The organism is Streptomyces sp. NPDC005752 (genome assembly GCF_040630715.1).
In the GTDB taxonomy this organism is placed as follows: Bacteria; Actinomycetota; Actinomycetes; order Streptomycetales; family Streptomycetaceae; genus Streptomyces.
Genome location: NZ_JBEXYB010000049.1, coordinates 1 through 18,792 on the forward strand (window position 1 = coordinate 1; position 18,792 = coordinate 18,792).

General features: G+C 72.7%; 5 protein-coding genes. All 5 read right to left on the reverse strand.

Annotated elements, in window-relative coordinates; translation table 11 throughout:
• Window positions 1-135 precede the first annotated feature (135 nt).
• Window positions 136-1,005, reverse strand: coding sequence for a metallophosphoesterase (locus tag ABZ441_RS30265; RefSeq protein ID WP_358979987.1), 870 nt, complete (start codon window positions 1,003-1,005; stop codon window positions 136-138).
• Window positions 998-4,024 carry a non-ribosomal peptide synthetase gene (locus tag ABZ441_RS30270; protein ID WP_358979989.1) on the reverse strand — a complete coding sequence of 1,009 codons (3,027 nt, stop codon included), beginning with the start codon at window positions 4,022-4,024 and terminating at the stop codon, window positions 998-1,000. Before ABZ441_RS30270 ends, ABZ441_RS30265 begins: the two co-directional genes overlap by 8 nt.
• A gap of 48 nt (window positions 4,025-4,072) precedes the next feature.
• On the reverse strand, window positions 4,073-5,077 hold the full coding sequence (locus ABZ441_RS30275; RefSeq protein WP_358979991.1) for a TauD/TfdA family dioxygenase: 1,005 nt from the start codon (window positions 5,075-5,077) through the stop codon (window positions 4,073-4,075).
• 155 nt (window positions 5,078-5,232) lie between these two features.
• On the reverse strand, window positions 5,233-9,198 hold the full coding sequence (locus tag ABZ441_RS30280; RefSeq protein ID WP_358979993.1) for a beta-ketoacyl synthase N-terminal-like domain-containing protein: 3,966 nt from the start codon (window positions 9,196-9,198) through the stop codon (window positions 5,233-5,235).
• 22 nt (window positions 9,199-9,220) lie between these two features.
• A complete protein-coding gene (locus ABZ441_RS30285) occupies window positions 9,221-18,751 on the reverse strand; it encodes a type I polyketide synthase (protein ID WP_358979995.1) in 9,531 nt (3,176 codons plus the stop codon).
• Window positions 18,752-18,792: the final 41 nt, after the last annotated feature.

The following is an 18,792-nucleotide window of genomic DNA, read 5'->3' on the forward strand; positions in this document are numbered from 1 at the left end:
TCCCCTTGGCGTGCTGCGCCTCGGTCGCCCGGTCGCTCGGTCCACGCCGGGCCTGCTCACGCAGCGCCAGCAGCTCGGCCACCCGGCCACGCGTGGCCGGGTCGATCACTCCGGCGGAACGTTCGTGCGGAACGGTCATCGCACCGGCTCTCTGTGAGGGGAGGTGACGGCGGGCAGGATCTGGACCAGCCGGCCCGGGGTGCCCTGACGCCGCTGCCATTCGCGGGGGTATCCCAGGGAGACCTCCTGGTGCGGCACGCCGTCACATCGGATCACCCTGGGGATGTGGAGGTGCCCGTAGACCACCGACCGGGCACGGAACCTCGTGTGCCAGTCGGCCGTCGCCGTGGTTCCGCACCACAGCGCGAACTCCCGCCGCCAGAGCACCCGTGTCGGTTCGCGCACGAGCGGCCAGTGGTTGACCAGGACGGTGGGCAGGCCGTCGGGAAGAGCCGAGAGACGCGCCTCGGTCATCCGCACACGGGCGCGGCACCAGGCCTCGCGGCTCGGATAGGGGTCCGGGTGCAGCAGGAACTCGTCGCTGCAGACCACCCCGGCCTCCTCGGCCACCTGGAGTGCCGCCGCCTTCGAGTACGTCCCCGGCGGCCGGAAGGAGTAGTCGTACAGGAGGAAGAGCGGTGCCACGGCGACAGGACCGCCCTCTCCCTCCCAGACCGGGTACGGGTCCTCGGGGCTGGACACGCCGAGCTTGCGGCAGATGTCCACCAGGTGCTGGTAGCGGTACTCACCCCGCAGTTTCACGGGGTCGTCGGGGGCGGTCCACAGTTCGTGGTTGCCCGGCGCCCAGATGACCCGGGCGAACCGGTCGCGCAGCGTACGCAGCGCCCACTCGATGTCCGAGACGATCTCACCGACGTCACCGGCGACGATCAGCCAGTCCTTGTCGCTGTCCGGCCTGATCCGGTCGACGATCTTCCTGTTCTCGTCGTAGCGGACGTGGACGTCGCTGATCGCCACGATGCGTCCCGGCCCCTGGTCAGCCATCCGTGGCCCCCTGCCCGTCACGCGTGTGCTCGGCGATCTCCGAGACCTTCGCGAGCGTGGGCTGCCGGAGGATCGCCGGCAGGGACGCCATGAACTCCCGCTCCCGTCGGGAGCCCACGACCTCGTCGCTGACCGCGGCGAGCATCGCGAGGAGGGTGGCGGAGTCGCCGCCGTGCCGGTGGAAGTCCGCGCCGGCACCGAGCCGGTTGACGTCCACCGCCAGGACGCGGGCCCAGATCTTGGCCACCGCCTCCTCCACCTCGCCACGGGACTTCGCCTCCGCGGCCGCGGCATCGGCCTGCGGCCCGGTGAACGGCACCGGCAGCGCGGCGACGTCGACCTTCTCGTTGACCGTGCGGGGGAGCTCGGCCACGACCGTCGTCGTGGCCGGCACCATGTAGCGGGGCAGACGGCCCGCGACGTGGTCGGTGAGCTGGTCGACGGTGGCCTCCTCGCGCAGGACGACGAAGGCGCACAGCACCTTGCCGGTGGTGCCGGGCCTGACCAGGCCGGTGACGAAGGCCGTCGCCACGGCCGGGTGTTCCTCCAGTGCCTTGGCGACCTCGGCGGGCTCGACACGGTAGCCGAGTACCTTGACCTGCTCGTCGTTACGGCCCACGGACTCCAGTTCGCCCGAGTCCAGCATCCTGGCCAGGTCACCGCTGCGGTAGACGCGGGTGCCGTCGGCGAGTGCGGTGAACCGTTCACGGACGAGATCGGGCCGGCCGCGGTAGCCCCGGGCCAGCTGATCACCGGCAAGGTACATCTCACCCACCTCGCCCGGGGCCACATGGCGGCCGTCACCACCGATCAGATGGATCCGGGTGTTGTCCGTCGGCACGCCGATGGGCACCGAAGGCAGGTCCGCGTCGTGTGCCGGATCGAAGCGCCGCGTCATGCAGCCGATGGTCGTCTCGGTGGGACCGTACTCGTTGAAGATGCCGCACCGGGGTCCGAAGAGCTGCTGGGCCCGGTCGGCGACGGCACCACGCAGGAGTTCCCCGCCGGCGATGACCGCCCGGAAACCGGTCGGTGCGAGCCCCAGCCTGCCGATGAGATCGAGGTGGGTGGGGGTGAGTTTGAGCGCGTTGGCACCCGAACTCTCCAGCATGTCGCGCAGCACCACGTGGTTGGGCTCGTCAGGTACCAGCGCGATCGAACCGCCGGCCAGCAGGGGCAGGAAGATCGCGGTGTTGGAGAGGTCGAAGGCGAGCGAGGTGAACAGCGGGAACCTGGTGGTGGAATCCACCCCGTAGACACGGGTGGCCCAGCTGATGAACGTGGCGAGCTGGCGGTGCTCGATCTCAACACCCTTGGGGCGCCCCGTCGATCCCGAGGTGTAGATGACGTACGCGAGGTCCTCCGGCCGCACCTCGACGCCCTCGGGGCGGCGCTCCGAGGGCTCCAGTGTCTCGAGCACCACCACGTCGCAGCCGGAGTCCGGGGTGAGCCGGCGCTCGGCGTGGACGCGCTCGGCCAGGCACACCGTGGCACCGGCGTCCGCCACCAGTCCGGCGAGCCGGTCGTCGGGCTGCTGCGGGTCGAGCGGCAGGTAGGCGGCACCCGCTTTCAGTACCCCCCAGATGGCGGCCATCGCCGCGACCGTACGGCCTGCCAGCAGACCCACGACGTCGTCGCGTCCGATGCCCCGGTCGAGCAGCGCGACGGCGACGGCGTCCGCCCGCCGGTCCAGCTCACGGAAGGTCACCTCGCCCTCGGGCCCGGTCAGGGCGATCGCGCCGGGCGTGAGGGAGACCTGCCTGCGGAACTGGTCGACAGCCGTTCCCGGACGGGCGAGCGCCCGCTCGGTCCGGTTGCCGTCCCATTCGCGGTGGGCCTTCGGGGAGAGAGCCTCCTCGATGCGGTCGAGCAGCGCCTCCGCGCGGTCCGGGGTCTGCGCGCCGTCGTACCAGCCGATGGTGATCTCGGTGCGGTCGCCGAACTCGACCGCGTTGATCTCCGGCGGTCCCAGGGGCCCGGAGTTGGGCAGCGAGTAGACGGTGGTGGGGTGGAACGAACCCGTGCTGAACGCGGCGGGGGCGACACGGCCCATGTGGGAGAGCGTGGCCAGGCTGCTGTAACAGCCCTTCTGCGCGGAGTAGGCGTCCAGCCCCATGATCTGCTGGTGCAGTTCCGTCAGGTTCTGGCCGGGCAGCGAGGGGTCGACACGGGCAGCCAGGTCCTGGCCGGTGGACAGGATGGACAGCAGTCGTTCCTGGGCCTGCTCCCAGCCGGCGTCCCCTCGCACCTCGTACAGCGGATTGTTCGTGAGGTTGCCGGTCGAGCGGATTCCGGGCAGGTACCTGCGCAGGTCGACCGGGACGAGGAACCTGCCGGTGCGCAGACCGCACGCCTGGGTGACGGCGCAGGCGATCTTGGCGACCAGCGCGGGGTGCGTACCGTCGACGGTGCGCCTGCGCCAGAAGAAGTCGTGCTGGCCCTGCGGGCGGGAGCCGAGCGCGGACGGCCAGTCGAGGTCGGGGGTGACATCCCGCTCCTGCGGGGCACCGGCCTGCTCGATCAGTTCGTTCTCCGTGATGCGTGACGGTGCGCCCACGGGGTCCTCGCCGCGCAGGACCCGGAAGATGTCCTCCGCCCAGGCGCGTACGCCCTGGCCGTCCATGACCCCGTGGAACGCGCGCACGATCAGGGTGTCGGACTCAGCGTCCGTGAGGAGCAGGAGTTCGCAGGTGGGGCCGCCGTCCTTGCCCATGAGCGGGCTGTGCAGTTCGGCCGCGTCGGCGAAGGTGCGCCGGTCGACCCGGTCACCGGGCAGGACCCGCACGACCGGCGCCACGCCGCTGTCCACCCAGGTCATGTCCTGTCGGGTGAGCCGGGCACCGGGGCAGGCCGCGGACGCCCTCTCCACGGCGCGGACCAGCTCGTCGTGACCGATGTGGCCGGTTCCCTCGATGACGATCTGGATCACACCGGGAACCGACTCGGGGTACACCAGGAACCATGTCTCGGTGGGCGACACGGGCCGGCTGTAGACGTTGTCGTCCTCACCCGCGGACATGGGGATACCTCTTTCGATTCGGGTCGGTCGGTGGTGCGTCACGTCCGGTCAGCGAACCGGTTCGCCGGCTCCGAGTACCTGGCCGTCGGCCCTGCGCATGACGCGGGACCTACGGAAGTCCAGGTGGACGAAGACGCGTTGGAGCCAGCGGTCCCGGCCGTCGTAGCGCGGCTGGAAGGAGTTACGGCCGTGCAGGGCCAGCCGGTTGTCGACGAAGGCCAGGTCACCCGGGCCGAGGATCAGCGTGTGGGCCACCCGCTCGATGACGGCTTCCAGCTCGGCCATCGCCTGCGCGGCTTCGTCGTCGGACGGGATGGTGCTGCTGAAGTCCACTTTGAGGTCGGGGTCCTCGAAGCTGCCGGCGAGGATCCCGTGCGGTTCCTCCAAGCCGTCGGCGATCTCGAAGGAGGCCGGCGCCATGGTCACGAATCGCGGCTGGTGGAGTATCTCCCTGGCCCGGGTGGAAAGCAGCGGAACCGCGTTGCGCACGGACGCCACACGCAGACCGGCGACGTTCTCGTGGTCGTTTCGCAAGCACATCAGGCCCACGAGGTCGGGCTTGTGCTCATGGAATGCGTTCTCTGTGTGCATATTGAGTTTGATGGATCCGGCATTTCCCTGGAATTGTTCCATTCCGGGGACAGGGACCACGTCCTGCACAAGCGCGCCGGTCTTCTCCTTCTCGAACGCGATCACCTCGCCCATGGCCATCGCGATGAGCATCAGCGCGGACGCCGGCGTGCTGGTCCCGCGCTGGACGGAGCCGCGGACCGTCGGCGTGTCGGGGACGGTCTCCGTTTCGACCGGCAGGTTGCGCACCAGGAGCATGGCCTCACGGCCGGAGTTCCAGGTGAAGCGGCGCAGCGTCTCGCGCAGCCGAAGGGGCAGCCGACAGGAGAGCTCCCGCGCGGCGGACGTCCAGCGGGGGTCGTCGTTCAGGCGTGGAGCGACGTCACGCAGTTGCTCGGCCAGAAGGGTCAGTTCGCCCTTCTCCTGACCGTCGAGCGATATCTGGGCATCGTCGCCGATCTTCGGCTTCACTTCGGCAGGCATAATTCAACCATTCATGGGCAGAGTTGATGCGAAGGAACGGGCTCGCCAAGTCGACTCCAGTCCGCAGACTATGGATTCGGCCGAATTGACGGCAACCCCTATCTACCGTCCGCCGACCCCTGTACGACGGCGGTGCGGATTCTGTGCGTTTGCTCTCAGCACCCCTGCTCCGTCAGCCATTCACGCATCCGCCGGGCCAGGGGCCCCGCGTGTTCGCCGAGCATGGTGAAGTGGTTCCCCTCGGTCTCGGCGACCGAGTGGGGCAGCGGCCATACGGCGTGCCAGTCGCCTTCTCCCGACCACGCCCGCAGGGGCTCCCCCGCGCGGACGAGGAGTGTGGGGACGTCGACGGGCTGCGCCCGGCACGCGTACAGGAAGGGCAGGTAGGCGGCCCACGCCGTGGCGCGGTAGTCGTCCATGGGCGTGTACGCGTCGTCGCGTTCGACCATGCCGTCGAGCAGTTCGGGCATCCAGGTGGCCATCACGTCGCTGTCGGCGGGATAGCTGTCGAGCAGGATCACGGCGGCCGGCGGACGCCCTTGCCCCTCCAGAGCGTGGGAGAGCGCGTTGGCCAGCAGTGCGCCGCCGGAGTGGCCGGTGACGACGAAGGGCTTGTCCCCCACCGTGCGCAGCACCGACTCGGCGTGCGTGCGCATCAGGACGTCGAAGTTCTCGGGAAGCTCCTCGCCCTCGGCGAAGCCGGGGTGCGGGAGCGCGTACACGTCGCGTTCCCCGCGGAAGCCTGCGGCCAGGCGCGCGTACTCGTGCGCTCCGGAGAGCATCGACATCGTGCAGAGGCAGATGAGCGGTGGGCCGTCGCCCGTCGCCAGGCGGACCACGGGCGCGGCCTGGGCGGGTGGTGTCTCGCTGTTGAAGACGGTGCGGAATTCCGCCAGTTGCATCAGGACCTTCGCGTACTCCACGGCTTGGCCGGTGGAACGGGTGTGCTGGAGGAGGGATCCCAGAATGCCGCCGCCCGGCCCGGCCGCGGGTGCTGCGGCTCCGGTGCCGTCGCCGTCGCCGTCCAGCAGTGCGGAGAGGTGCCGGGCCAGGCGGGTCGGCGTGGGGTGGTCGAAGAGCAGAGTGGCCGACAACTCCTCGGTACCGAGCACCGCCCGCAGACTGTTCCGCAACTCCAGGGCGGTCAGGGAGTCGAAGCCCTGCTCCAGGAAGTCCCGCCCGGTGTCCAGCTCTTCGGCCGAGGGGAGCCCCAGTGCCGCGGCGGCCCACGTGGTGACGACGTCCAGGAGCAGCGTGTGCCGCCCGGCAGGGGTGGCGTCGGCCAGCCGCGCGGCCAGCGCCGTCGACGCCTCGGCCGGCGGGATGTCCTCGGGCACGTCGACGACCGCGGGACCGGGGGCTGTCCGGCCGGGGGCGTACGCGGGAGGTGCCGGCCAGTACCGGCGGCGCTGGAAGGCGTAGGTCGGCAGTTCGGTCAGACGGGCGCCCCGTCCGGCGAAGACCGCCGCCCAGTCGACGGGGAGGCCGTGCACGTGGAGCTCGGCCAGCGCGGTGAACAGGGCGCGCACCGGCGAGCGGTCGCGGTGCTGGGTCGCGACGAGGAGGGGCGGCTCGAGCTCGCCGCCGCCGGCCGCGAGGCAGTCCTGGGCGAGGGCGGTGAGCACCCCGTCGGGGCCGATCTCCAGGAAGGTGCCGACCCGGTCGTCGCGCAGTCGCCGAACGGCGTCGGCGAACCGGACGGGCTCCCGGACGTGTCGCGTCCAGTGGTCGGGGCTCAGCGCCTGGTCCGCGGTGAGGGGCAGGCCGGTCGTGGCGCTGACGAGATCGGTCCGTGCCGGCCGGAAGGCCAGGTTCGAGGCGACCGCGCGGAGGTCGTCGAGCATGGCGTCCATGTGCGCCGAGTGGAAGGCGTGGCTGGTCCGCAGTTCCTTGTGTCTGCGTCCCTGCTTCGTCCAGAGGGTCACGATGTCATGGACCTCGTCCCGGTCTCCGGACAGGACCACGGACCTCGGTCCGTTGACGGCGGCGATCGACAGACCGGTGCCGGCACCCAGGAGGTCCGCCACCTCCTGCTCGGAGGCCTCGACGGCCACCATGAGTCCGCCGTCCGGCATGGCCTGCATCAGGCGGCCGCGGGCCGCGACGAACGTGCAGGCGTCCTCCAGCGACAGGACTCCGGCGACGTGTGCCGCGGTCAGCTCGCCGAGTGAGTGGCCGGCCACCGCGTCGGGACGCACACTCCAGCTCACCAGCAGCCGGTACAGGGCGACTTCGAACGCGAAGAGCGCGGGCTGCGCGAACTCGGTCCGGTCGAGCTTCTCGGGGGCCGCGCCCGACATCGCCGCGCGCAGGGGTGTGTCCAGGTGCGGGTCGAACGCGTCACAGACGGCGTCCAGGGCCGCGGCGAAGACGGGGAACGTCGCGGAGAGCTCGTCCGCCATGCCCGGCCGCTGGCTGCCCTGCCCGGTGAAGAGGAAGGCGGTGCCCTCCCCTGCCCGGCGCACGCTTCGGATCAGGCCGGGGGCCGCCTCCCCGGCGGCCAGGGACGTGAGCCCGCGTACGAGGCCGTCGCGGTCGTCGGCCAGTATCACCGCCCGGCGGTCGAGTGCCGCGCGGGAGACGGCCAGTGAGTGGCCGAGGTCTGTCGCCGACCCACCGGGATCGTCGCGCAGCCGGTCCAGGAGGCGGCCCGCCTGGCCCCTCAAGGCCTCCTCGGTGCGTGCGGACACCAGGATCGGGACGACGGGCAGCTCGGTGGTTGAGCCGCTGGGGGGCTCGCTCGCGGGTGCCTGTTCAAGGATCAGGTGCCCGTTGGTGCCGCTGAGCCCGAAGGCCGAGACGCCCGCGCGGCGGGGCCGTCCTGTGGCCGGCCAGGGTGTGGCACCGGTCAGCAGGGACACCTCGCCGCCCGACCAGTCGACGTGGGGGGTGGGCGCGTCGACGTGGAGGGTCGGGGGCAGCGTCCCGCGGCCGAGCGCCAGGACGGTCTTGATGACGCCGACGGCACCGGCTGCGGCCTGGGTGTGCCCGACGTTCGACTTGACGGTGCCCAGGAGCAGGGGCCGGCCCTCGGGTCGGTCCTGGCCGTATGCGGCGATCAGGGCCCGGGCTTCGATCGGGTCGCCGAGCACTGTGCCGGTGCCGTGCGCCTCCACGGCGTCGACGTCGTGGGGGCTCAGTCCCGCGTCGGCGAGCGCCTGGGCGATGACGCGGCGCTGGGCCGGCCCGCTGGGAGCCGTGAGTCCGTTGCTCGCACCGTCCTGGTTGACGGCGCTGCCGCGCAGCACTGCCAGTACCTTCCGGCCGTTCCGGCGGGCGTCGGACAGCCGCTCCAGGAGGATGACGCCCGCTCCTTCGCCCCAGCCCGTCCCGTCGGCGCCGGCCGCGAACGACTTGCAGCGGCCGTCCCCCGCCAGTCCGCGCTGCTTGCTGAACTCCACGAACGCGCCGGGGGTGGCCATGACGGTCACCCCGCCCGCCAGCGCCAGCGAGCACTCCTTGTCGCGCAACGACCTGGCGGCCAGGTGGATGGCCACCAGGGACGACGAGCAGGCGGTGTCGACCGTGATCGCGGGGCCCTGGAGGCCCAGGAGGTAGGACACCCGGCCTGAGATGACGCTGCCCGCCCCGCCGGTGAGCAGGTAGCTGTCGCTCCCCTGGGCGTCGCCGTACATCCCGGCGCTGTATCCCGAGGAGGAGGCGCCGACGAACACGCCGGTGCCGGTGCCGCGCAGGGACGACGGGTCGATCCCGGCCCGCTCGAACAGCTCCCACGACGACTCGAGCAGCAACCGCTGCTGCGGGTCCATCGCCAGTGCCTCGCGCGGGCCGATGCCGAAGAGGGCCGCGTCGAACGCATCGGCGTCGTCGACGAATCCGCCCTCGGGGGTGATGCCCGTGTCGCCGAGCCCGCGCAGCCAGTCCACGTCCCAGCCACGGCCGTCGGGGACGGCGGACATGGCGTCCCTACCATCCATGACGAGGCGCCACAGGTCCTCCGGCGACCGCACACCGCCGGGCAGGCGGCAGCTCATCGCCACGACCGCGATCGGCTCCGCCCGCTCGTCGACGAGGCTCTGGTGCTGCCGGCGCAGCCGTTCGTTCTCCACGAGAGACGCCCGTAGCGCCTCGACGATCTCTTCGACCTGCGTCCCCATCATGTGCTCCACGCTGCTCGTCGCATCAGGCTTCCTTCGTACGTGTCGCCATGCGGACGAGGGCGCTGACGTCCATGGCGTTGATCTCGTCCACCCGGTCCTCGGACTCGGACGCCTGCCGCTCCTGCGGGGGCCCGGCATCCTCCGTGCGCGGCAGCGCGTCCAGGAGACCCGACTCGAGGATCCGGGCCATGGGGATGGTGGCGAGGAGCGAACGCACCCGCGCCTCGTCGTCGTCCTGGGCGGAGCGTTCCGCGTCCGGCGGCAGCAGTTCGCGCATCAGCCGGTCGCGGAGGCCGGTGGGCGAGGGTTCGTCGAAGACCACGGTGGTCTCCAGGCGCAGCCCCGTGGCGGTGTTCAGGCGGTTGCGCAGCTCGACGGCCATGACCGAGTCGAATCCCAGTTCCCGGAAGGCCCGTTGGGGGTCGACGGCATCGGCCGCGGGATGTCCGAGCACGGCTGCCGCCTCTGCACGTACGAGATCCAGGAGCATCCGCTTCCGCTCGGACTCCGAGGCTCCGGCCAGTCGGTCCGCGAGCGCGGTGGCCCCGGCGTCCGGCGCGTCGTGGTCGTCCCCGGGCGGCTGGAGTGCGGCGGCGGCCTCGGGAACGTCCTCGATCAGCGGGCGGGGCCCGCCCATCGCGAACGCGGGGGCGAACCGGGCCCAGTCGATGTCGGCGACCGTCAGGCAGGTCTCCTGCCGTTCCACCGCCTGGACGAGAGCCCGGACGGCGGCCTCGGGTTCCATGGGGCGCAGTCCGATGCGGGTGAGTGTGGACCCGGCTGCGGTGTCGACCATGCCTCCGCCGGCCCAGCCGCCCCAGGCGACCGAGGTGGCGGCAAGACCACGGGCGCGGCGGCGCTCGGCGAGGGCGTCGAGGTGACAGTTGCTGACGGCGTAGGCGCCCTGCGCCGATCCGCCCCAGACGCCGGCGCCGGAGGCGAACAGCACGAAGGCGTCCAGCGAGTCGGCCGGGAAGAGCGCGTCGAGGGAGGTCGCGCCCGCCGCCTTGGCGGACATGACCCGGGCGAACTCGGCGGGGTCGCTCTCCTCCAGGCCGGAGACCAGGCTCTCCCCCGCGGCGTGCACCACGGTGCGTACGGGCGCCGTGTCGTCCTGTGCCAGTTCCTTCACCAGGGCGGCCAGTGCCTCGGGGTCGGCGACGTCACAGGCAGCGAGCGTCACGCGGGCGCCGAGTGCGCAGAGTTCGTCCTTCAGTGCGAGGGCCCCGGGGGTGGCCTCGCCCCTGCGTCCGGTCAGCACCAGGTGCTCGGCGCCGTGGCTCGCGAGCCAGCGTGCCACGTGGGACCCCAGCGCTCCCATGCCTCCGGTGATCAGGGCCGTACCGCGCGGCTCCCAGCGCGGCTGCGCGGCAGGCCGGGGACCGGCGGGCGCGCGTCCGAGGCGGCGGGCGAAGACGCCCTGTGGCCGGACGGCCAGCTGGTCCTCGTCCCCGGCGCCCGCCAGCAGCCGGCACACCTGGGCGGCGGTCCGTTCGTCCGGTTCCGCGGGCAGGTCGATGAGGCCGCCCCAGCGGTCGGGGTGCTCGAGGCCGATGACGCGGCCCAGTCCCCAGACCTGCGCCTGGGCCGGCCCGGTGAGCGGGCCCGAGCCGTCGACGGAGACGGCTCCCCGGGTCAGGCACCACAGGGGTGCCGTCAGGTCCAGATCGGTCATCGCCTGGATCAGGGAGGTGGTCGCCGCGACGCCGGCCGGTACGACCGGGTGGAACGGGTCGGGGCGGTCGTCCTCGGCGAGGAAGGACAGGACGCCTTCGATCCTGCCTCCGTCGGGCAGGGCCTCCCCGAGCCGCTGGAGCGCCATGGCCCGTCCGGTGTCGTCGGCCTCGAAGAGCACCTGGACGGTGCGGGCCCCGTTGCGTACCAGCTCACGTGTGACGGCCTCGCCCGCCTGGTCCGGCACCCCGGACGGGCTGACGATCAGCCAGGTGCCGGAGGGTGCCGGGGCCGTGGCCGGAGTGACCGGCTTCCAGCTGATCCGGTAGCGCCAGCCGTCCACGACGGTCTGCTCGCGGCGTTCGCGCCTCCAGGACGTCAGGGAGGGCAGGACGCTCTCCCACGAGCGGCGCATGTCGTCGTCGGCGGCTCCCAGCATTCCGGCCAGCGCGGTGGGATCCTCGGTGTCCACGGCGGCCCAGAACGCGTCGTCGACGGGGTCCCGGTGTTCGGCCGGGGCGGGGAGCGCGGCGGGCCTGGGCCAGTACCGGCTGCGCTGGAAGGCGTACGTGGGCAGGTCGGCGTGGCCCGTACGTTCGCCGAGGACGGCGCGCCAGTCGGGGGACACACCGGCGACGTGGGCTTCGGCCAGGGACGTCAGGAAGCGGTGGGGTCCGCCCTCACCACGGCGCAGCGTGCCCAGTGCGGTCGCTTCGGTCTCCGCAGCGTCGAACGTCTCCTGGAGCCCGAGGCCCATCACCGGATGGGGGCCGACCTCGAGGAACGTGCGGTGGCCGTCGGCGAGCGCCGCGCGGGTGGCGGCCTCGAACTCCACGGTGGAACGCAGGTTGCGGAACCAGTATCCGGCGTCCAGCGCCGCGGTGTCGGTCAGTGCGCCCGTGAGGGTCGAGTAGAAGGGCACGGTGGACGAGCGGGGCGTGATCCCGGTGAGCAGCTGCTCCAGTTCCCCGCGGATGGCCTCGACCTGGGCGGAGTGCGAGGCGTAGTCGACCGCGATGCGTCTGCCGCGTACGCCGTCGGCCTCGCAGGAGCTCAGGAGGTCGTCCAGCGCCTCCGGTTCACCCGCGACGACGGCGGACGAAGGACCGTTGACGGCGGCCACCGACAGCCGGTCACCCCATGCGGTGAGCCGCTCGCGCAGCAGCCCGGCCGACTCCCCGACCGAGGCCATACCGCCCTTGCCGGACAGGGAGAGGAGAGCCCGGCTGCGCAGCGCCACGACGCGCGCGGCGTCCTCGATGGACAGTGCGCCGGCCACGGTCGCGGCCGCGATCTCGCCCTGGGAGTGGCCGATCACCGCGGCCGGACGGACGCCGCAGGCACCCCAGAGCCCGGCCAGCGACACCATGACCGCCCACAGCACGGGCTGCACCACGTCGACCCTGTCGAGTCCGGGGGCGCCCGGGGCCTCCCGTACGACGTCCTCCAGCGACCAGTCCGTGTGGGGGGCCAGGGCCTCCGCGCATTCGGCGATGCGCGCGGCGAACACGCCGGAGGTGTCGAGGAGTTCCTTCGCCATGCCGGGCCACTGGGCGCCCTGCCCGGGGAAGACGAGGACCGGGCTCGTGTCGCCGGCGGCGCTCCCCCGCACGATCCCCGCGGCGGAGCCGTCCGCGGCCAGGACCCGCAGGCCCGCCTCGAAGTCGGCGGGCTCCCGGGCGACGAGGGCCGCACGGTGCTCGAAGCGGGACCTGGTCGTCGCCAGGGCGTGGGCGAGGGCGGCGGGGTCCGCGGTGCCGACGGCGGCCAGCAGCCTCGACGCCTGGTCCCGCAGGGCTTCACGCGTCCTGCCGGACAGCACCCACGCGGTGGTGGCGCCGGTGTCGAGCGGGACGTCCGGCCCGGGAGCGGACGGGGCGGGAACGGCGGCGGGGGCCTGCTCGATGATGGTGTGGGCGTTCGTGCCGCTGACGCCGAAGGACGACACGCCCGCGCGGCGCGGCCGGTCCGTCTCCGGCCAGCCGACCGGTTCCGTCAGCAGCGCAACGGCGCCCGCCGACCAGTCGACGTGGGACGAGGGCTCGTCCACGTGCAGTGTGGGGGGCAGTACCCCGTGCCGCATCGCCATCACCATCTTGATCACCCCGGCGACACCTGCGGCGGCCTGCGTGTGACCGATGTTCGACTTGACCGATCCCAGCCACAGCGGCCTGTCCGCCGGGCGGCCCTGCCCGTACGCGGCCAGCAGCGCCTGCGCCTCGATCGGGTCGCCGAGGGTCGTACCGGTGCCGTGCGCCTCCACTGCGTCGACCTGGTCGGCGGTCAGGCCGGCTCCGGCCAGCGCCTGCCGGATGACCCGTTGCTGCGAGGGGCCGTTGGGCGCGGTCAGCCCGTTGCTCGCACCGTCCTGGTTCACCGCGGAGCCCCGTACGACCGCGAGCACCTCACGGCCGTTGCGGCGGGCGTCCGAGAGCCGTTCGACCAGGAGGACTCCGACGCCCTCTCCCCAGCCGGTGCCGTCGGCGGACTCGGCGAAGGCCTTGCACCTGCCGTCGGAGGACAGTCCGCGCTGGCGGCTGAACTCGATGAACGCGGACGGCGTCGACATCACGGTCACGCCGCCGGCCAGGGCCAGGGTGCACTCACCCGCGCGCAGGGCCTGGACGGCCAGGTGCAGGGCGACCAGCGACGACGAGCACGCCGTGTCGACGGTGACCGCGGGTCCTTCCAGACCCAGTGCGTACGAGATGCGTCCGGAGACCACGCTGGCGGCGTTGCCGGTGGCCACGAAGCCTTCGGCGCTCTCGGCCGAGCCCATCAGAAGCCCGGTGTAGTCCTGGCTGTTGGTGCCGGCGAAGACGCCGACCCGTCCCCCACGCACCGAATCGGGATCGATTCCGGCCCGCTCGAACGCCTCCCACGACGTCTCGAGGAGCAGCCGCTGCTGCGGGTCCATGGCCAGCGCCTCGCGCGGCGCGATACCGAAGAAGCCCGCGTCGAAGTCGGCGACGTCGTGCAGGAACCCGCCCTCGCGCACGTACGACGTGCCCTGCTGGTCGGGGTCCGCGCTGTAGAGCCGTTCGATGTCCCAGCCGCGGTCGTCGGGCAGCGGGGAGACCGCGTCCGTCCCCGACTCCAGGAGGTCCCAGAACTGTTCCGGGGACCGGACCCCGCCGGGGAAACGGCAGCTCATGCCGACGATGACGATCGGGTCGTCGTCCAGGGCGGCGACGGGGCCGTCCTGGACCGGCCCGGGCCGGGACCCGGCGAGTTCGTCACGCAGGTGCCGGGAGAGGACCAGCGGCGTCGGATAGTCGAAGACGAGTGTGGCGGGCAGGGCGAGTCCGGTGCTCGCGCCGAGGAGGTTGCGCAGCTCCACGGCGGTCAGCGAGTCGAAGCCCAGGTCCCGGAAGGCCCTGCCGGGCTGCACTCCGTCCGCCGAGGCGTGTCCGAGCACTGCGGCGGCCTGGCCACGGACCACGGCGAGCAGGATGCGCTCGGCCTCCTGCGGAGAGGCACCCGCCAGCTGCTCGTGCAGGGCGTTCTCGGCCGCCTTCTCCGGCGCGGGTGTGCCGGCCGCAGCCGACAGGCGCTGCACTTCGGGGAGTTCGCCGATGAACGCGGACCTGCCGGGCGGCAGAGCGGGGGCGAACCTCTCCCAGTCCACGTCGGCGACGATCGTGTGGGGCGCGCCGCCCTCGACCGCCTGTCGCAGGGCGCGCATCGCCAGTTCCGGCGGCAACGGAGGCACTCCGCCGCGGCGTACGCGTTCGGCCACCAGCGGGTCGGCGGCCATGCCCGCGCCGTCCCAGGCGCCCCATCCGATGGACGTGGCGGGCAGTGCCTGGGCGCGGCGCACGGCGGCGATCGCGTCGAGGAAGGCGTTGCCGGCCGCGTACGCGGCCTGTCCGGCGTTGCCGAACGTCGCGGCCAGCGAGGAGAAGAGGACGAACGCCGACAGGTCGAGGTGGCGGGTGAGTTCGTGCAGGTTCAGGACGGCGTCGGTCTTGGGACGCAGGACCCGCTCGACCCGCTCGGGTGTCAGTGAGCCGAGCATGCCGTCGTCCAGCACACCGGCCGTGTGGACGACCGCGGTGAGCGGGTGCCCGGCGGGTACGGAGTCGATCAGGGCGGCCAGCGCCTCCCGGTCGGTGACGTCACAGGCGGCCACGGTGACGCGTGTTCCGAGCTGCGTGAGCTCGGCCTCCAGATCCCGGGCGCCGGGGGCGTCGAGGCCGCTGCGGCTCGTGAGCAGCAGGTGGGAGGCCCCGTTGCGGGCCAGCCAGCGGGCGGCGACGGCACCCAGGGCGCCGGTGCCGCCGGTGACCAGGACGGTGCCGGAGGGCTGCCACGGCGTGGAGGTGTCCGGCGGCAGGGGGGCGGACCTGACGAGGCGGCGTACGTGGACGCCGGACGACCGGATCGCCAGTTGGTCCTCCGGCTTCGCCGGGTCTGCGAGCACTCCGCACAGGCGGCGGGCGGCACGGGTGTCGAAAGCCTCGGGCAGATCGATCAAGCCGCCCCACAGACCGGGTTCCTCGACGGCCACGACCTGGCCGAGGCCCCAGACCATGGCCTGTTCCGGGGCGGCCGGCCGGTCGGACTCGCCGACGGCGACTCCACCGCGGGTGGCGAGCCAGAGCGGTGCGCGCAGCCGGGCGTCCGCCAGGGCCTGTATGAGCGCGAGGGTGTCCTGCAGCCCCTGGGTGCCCTCACCGGACAGGGCGGTCAGGGCCAATACACCTGCGACTCCGCCGTCGTCCAGGGCCTCCCGCAGCCGGGCGCTGTCGCCGGACGCCGGGACGCGGAGGACACGGACTCCTCGGGCGCCCATGGCGGCCGCGATGTCGTGCGTGGCGTCCTCGGGGCCCGCGACGAGCCACGTACCGGAGGGCACGGCCGAGTCGGGTTCCGGTGCGTGGCGCCACTGCACCTCGTACCGCCAGGAGTCGATGGCGGACTGGTCACGCCGTCCGCGCCGCCAGTCGGCGAGTGCCGGGAGCACGGTGCTGAGCGGCTGGTCGCCGTCGAGGGCGAGCACACCGGTCACGGCGTCGAGGTCCTGGCGCTCGACCGCGGACCAGAATCCCGCCTCCGCGGGGTCCTCGCCGCCCCGCGCGTCCGCCGCCGCTGTCCACACGAGCGACTCCGGCCAGTACCGGGTGCGCTGGAACGCGTAGGTGGGCAGGGCCACCGCCGCGGTGGCGGCGGGAAGCAGGGCCGTCCAGTCGCAGTCGACGCCGCGTACGTGCAGACGGGCCAGCGCGGTGATCGCCGACCCGGCCTCGGGGCGTCCGGCCCGCAGGACCGGGAAGGCGTCCGCCCCCTCGTCCAGGCAGTCGGCGACCATCGCGCTGAGCACGCCGTCCGGGCCGAGTTCGACGTACGTCGTCACGCCCTGGCCGGCCAGGGTCCGTACGCAGTCGTGGAACCGGACGGCCTGACGGACGTGGGAGACCCAGTAGTCGGCCGAACCGGCCTCCTCGGCCGTCAGGATCCGGCCGGTCAGGTTCGAGACGACCGGGACGGCCGGAGCGGCGAAGGTGAGGCCCCTCAGGACCCTGCCGAACTCGTCGAGCATGGGATCCATGTGCGGGGAGTGGAAGGCGTGGCTGACCTCGAGTCGCTTGGTCCTGCGGCCCCGGGCCTCGAAGTGTGCGGCCACCGCCAGTACTTCGGCTTCGTCCCCGGAGACGACGACGGAGCGGGGGCCGTTCACCGCGGCGACCGAGACACGGTCCGTCCGGTCGGCCAGCGCCTGGACGACCTCGTCCTCGTGTGCCTCGACGGCCACCATCGCGCCGCCTCCGGGCAGCGCCTGCATCAGCCGTCCCCGCGCCGCCACCAGTGTGCACGCGTCGTCCAGGGAGAGGATCCCGGCGACGTGCACGGCGGACACCTCGCCGATGGAGTGACCCGCGAGGATGCCGGGGCGGATGCCCCAGTCGGCGAGGAGGCGGAACAGTGCCACCTCGACCGCGAACAGAGCGGCCTGCGTGTAGGCGGTGCGGTGCAGCAGGGCCGCCCGCTCGGTGCCCTTCTCGGCGAACAGTACGCTTTTCAGGGGGTGTTGGAGGTGGGGGTCCAGGTGGGTGCACACCTCGTCCAGCGCGTCACGGAAGACGGGGAAACGCGCGGCGAGTTCCCGCCCCGTACCCGGCCGCTGGCTGCCCTGGCCACTGAACAGGAAGGCGACCCGGCCTTCGGTCACGGCGCCGCGCACCGGTCCGGCCGTGCCGTCCGCGAGGGCCTCCAGCTGGAGCAGGGCGTCGTCGCGGTCCTCCGCGACCACCACGGCCCGGTCCTCGAAGGCGGTGCGCGTGGTCGCGAGCGCGTGGGCCACGTCCGCCAGGGCGTACTCGGGACGGGTGGCCAGCAGGACGCGCAGCCGGGCGGCCTGCGCGGCCAGCGCGGTCCCGCCGCGCGCGGAGACGGTCAGGGCGACGGGCCCGGTCTGCGCATCGGTGCCGGGCGACGGGGCGGGTGCGGGTGTCGTCCCGAGCGGCGTCTCGGCCTGCATCTCGGCCTGCATCTCGGCCTGCGTCTCGGCCTGCTCGATGATGACGTGGGCGTTGGTGCCGCTGATGCCGAACGACGAGACGCCTGCACGCCTGGGCTGCCCGGTCTCCGGCCACGGCACCGCTTCCGTCAGCAGCCGCACCTCGCCCATGGTCCAGTCCACCTGGGGTGTGGGCGCGTCGACGTGCAGCGTCGCCGGAAGCGCGTCCCGCTGCATCGCCATGACCATCTTGATCACCCCGGCCACGCCTGCTGCGGCCTGCGTGTGACCGATGTTCGACTTGACGGAGCCCAGCCACAGCGGCCTGTCCGCCGGGCGGTCCTGCCCGTAGGTGGCCAGCAGCGCCTGCGCCTCGATCGGGTCGCCGAGCACCGTACCGGTGCCGTGCGCCTCGACCACGTCGATCTGGGACGGCGTCACGGAGGCGTCGGCGAGCGCCTGCTCGATGACGCGCTGCTGGGACGGGCCGTTCGGGGCGGTCAGCCCGTTGCTCGCACCGTCCTGGTTCACCGCGGAGCCGCGGAGCACGGCGAGCACCCGGTGCCCGTTCCGACGGGCGTCGGAGAGCCGCTCCACGAGCAGGACCCCGACCCCCTCGGCGAATCCCGTGCCGTCCGCCGCGGCGGCGAACGCCTTGCACCGGCCGTCCTGCGCCAGCCCGCCCTGCGCGCTGAAACTGCTGAACATACCGGGGGTCGACATGACCGTGACGCCGCCCGCGAGCGCCAGGGTGCACTCGCCCCGGCGCAGGGCCTGTGCCGCCAGGTGCAGAGCCACCAGCGACGACGAGCAGGCGGTGTCGACGGTGACGGCGGGACCTTCGAGGCCGAGCGTGTAGGAGACGCGCCCGGAGACCACCGCGGCGGCACTTCCCGTGCCCGTGAACCCCTCCAGTCCCGTCGATCCCATCAGCAGGTAGGGGTAGTCCTGACCGTTGGTCCCGGCGAAGACACCGGTGCGGGTCCCCCGCAGCGTCTCCGGATCGATCCCGGCCCGCTCGACCGCCTCCCAGGACGTCTCGAGGAGGAGACGCTGCTGGGGGTCGGTGGCCAGCGCCTCGCGTGGACTGATGCCGAAGAACGCCGCGTCGAACTCCCCCGCGTCCTGGACGAACCCGCCCTCACCGGCGTATCCCTGTCCCCCGGCACCGGGCTGGAACACGGAGTCCGTGTTCCAGCCGCGGTCCGACGGGAAGGAGGTCATGCCGTCGGCACCGGAGGCGACCAGGTCCCACAGCTCCTCCGGGGAGCGCACCCCGCCGGGGAACCTGCAGCTCATGCCGATGATGGCGATCGGCTCGGTGTCGCGCTCCTCCATCTCGCGGATCCGGTCGTGCGCCGCTTCGAGATCGGTGCTGACCCGCTTCAGGAAGTACCGGAGCTTCTCTTCGTTCGCCATCGGGCGACCCCTCTGTCAGGAACTGTGTGGTGCGATGTGCG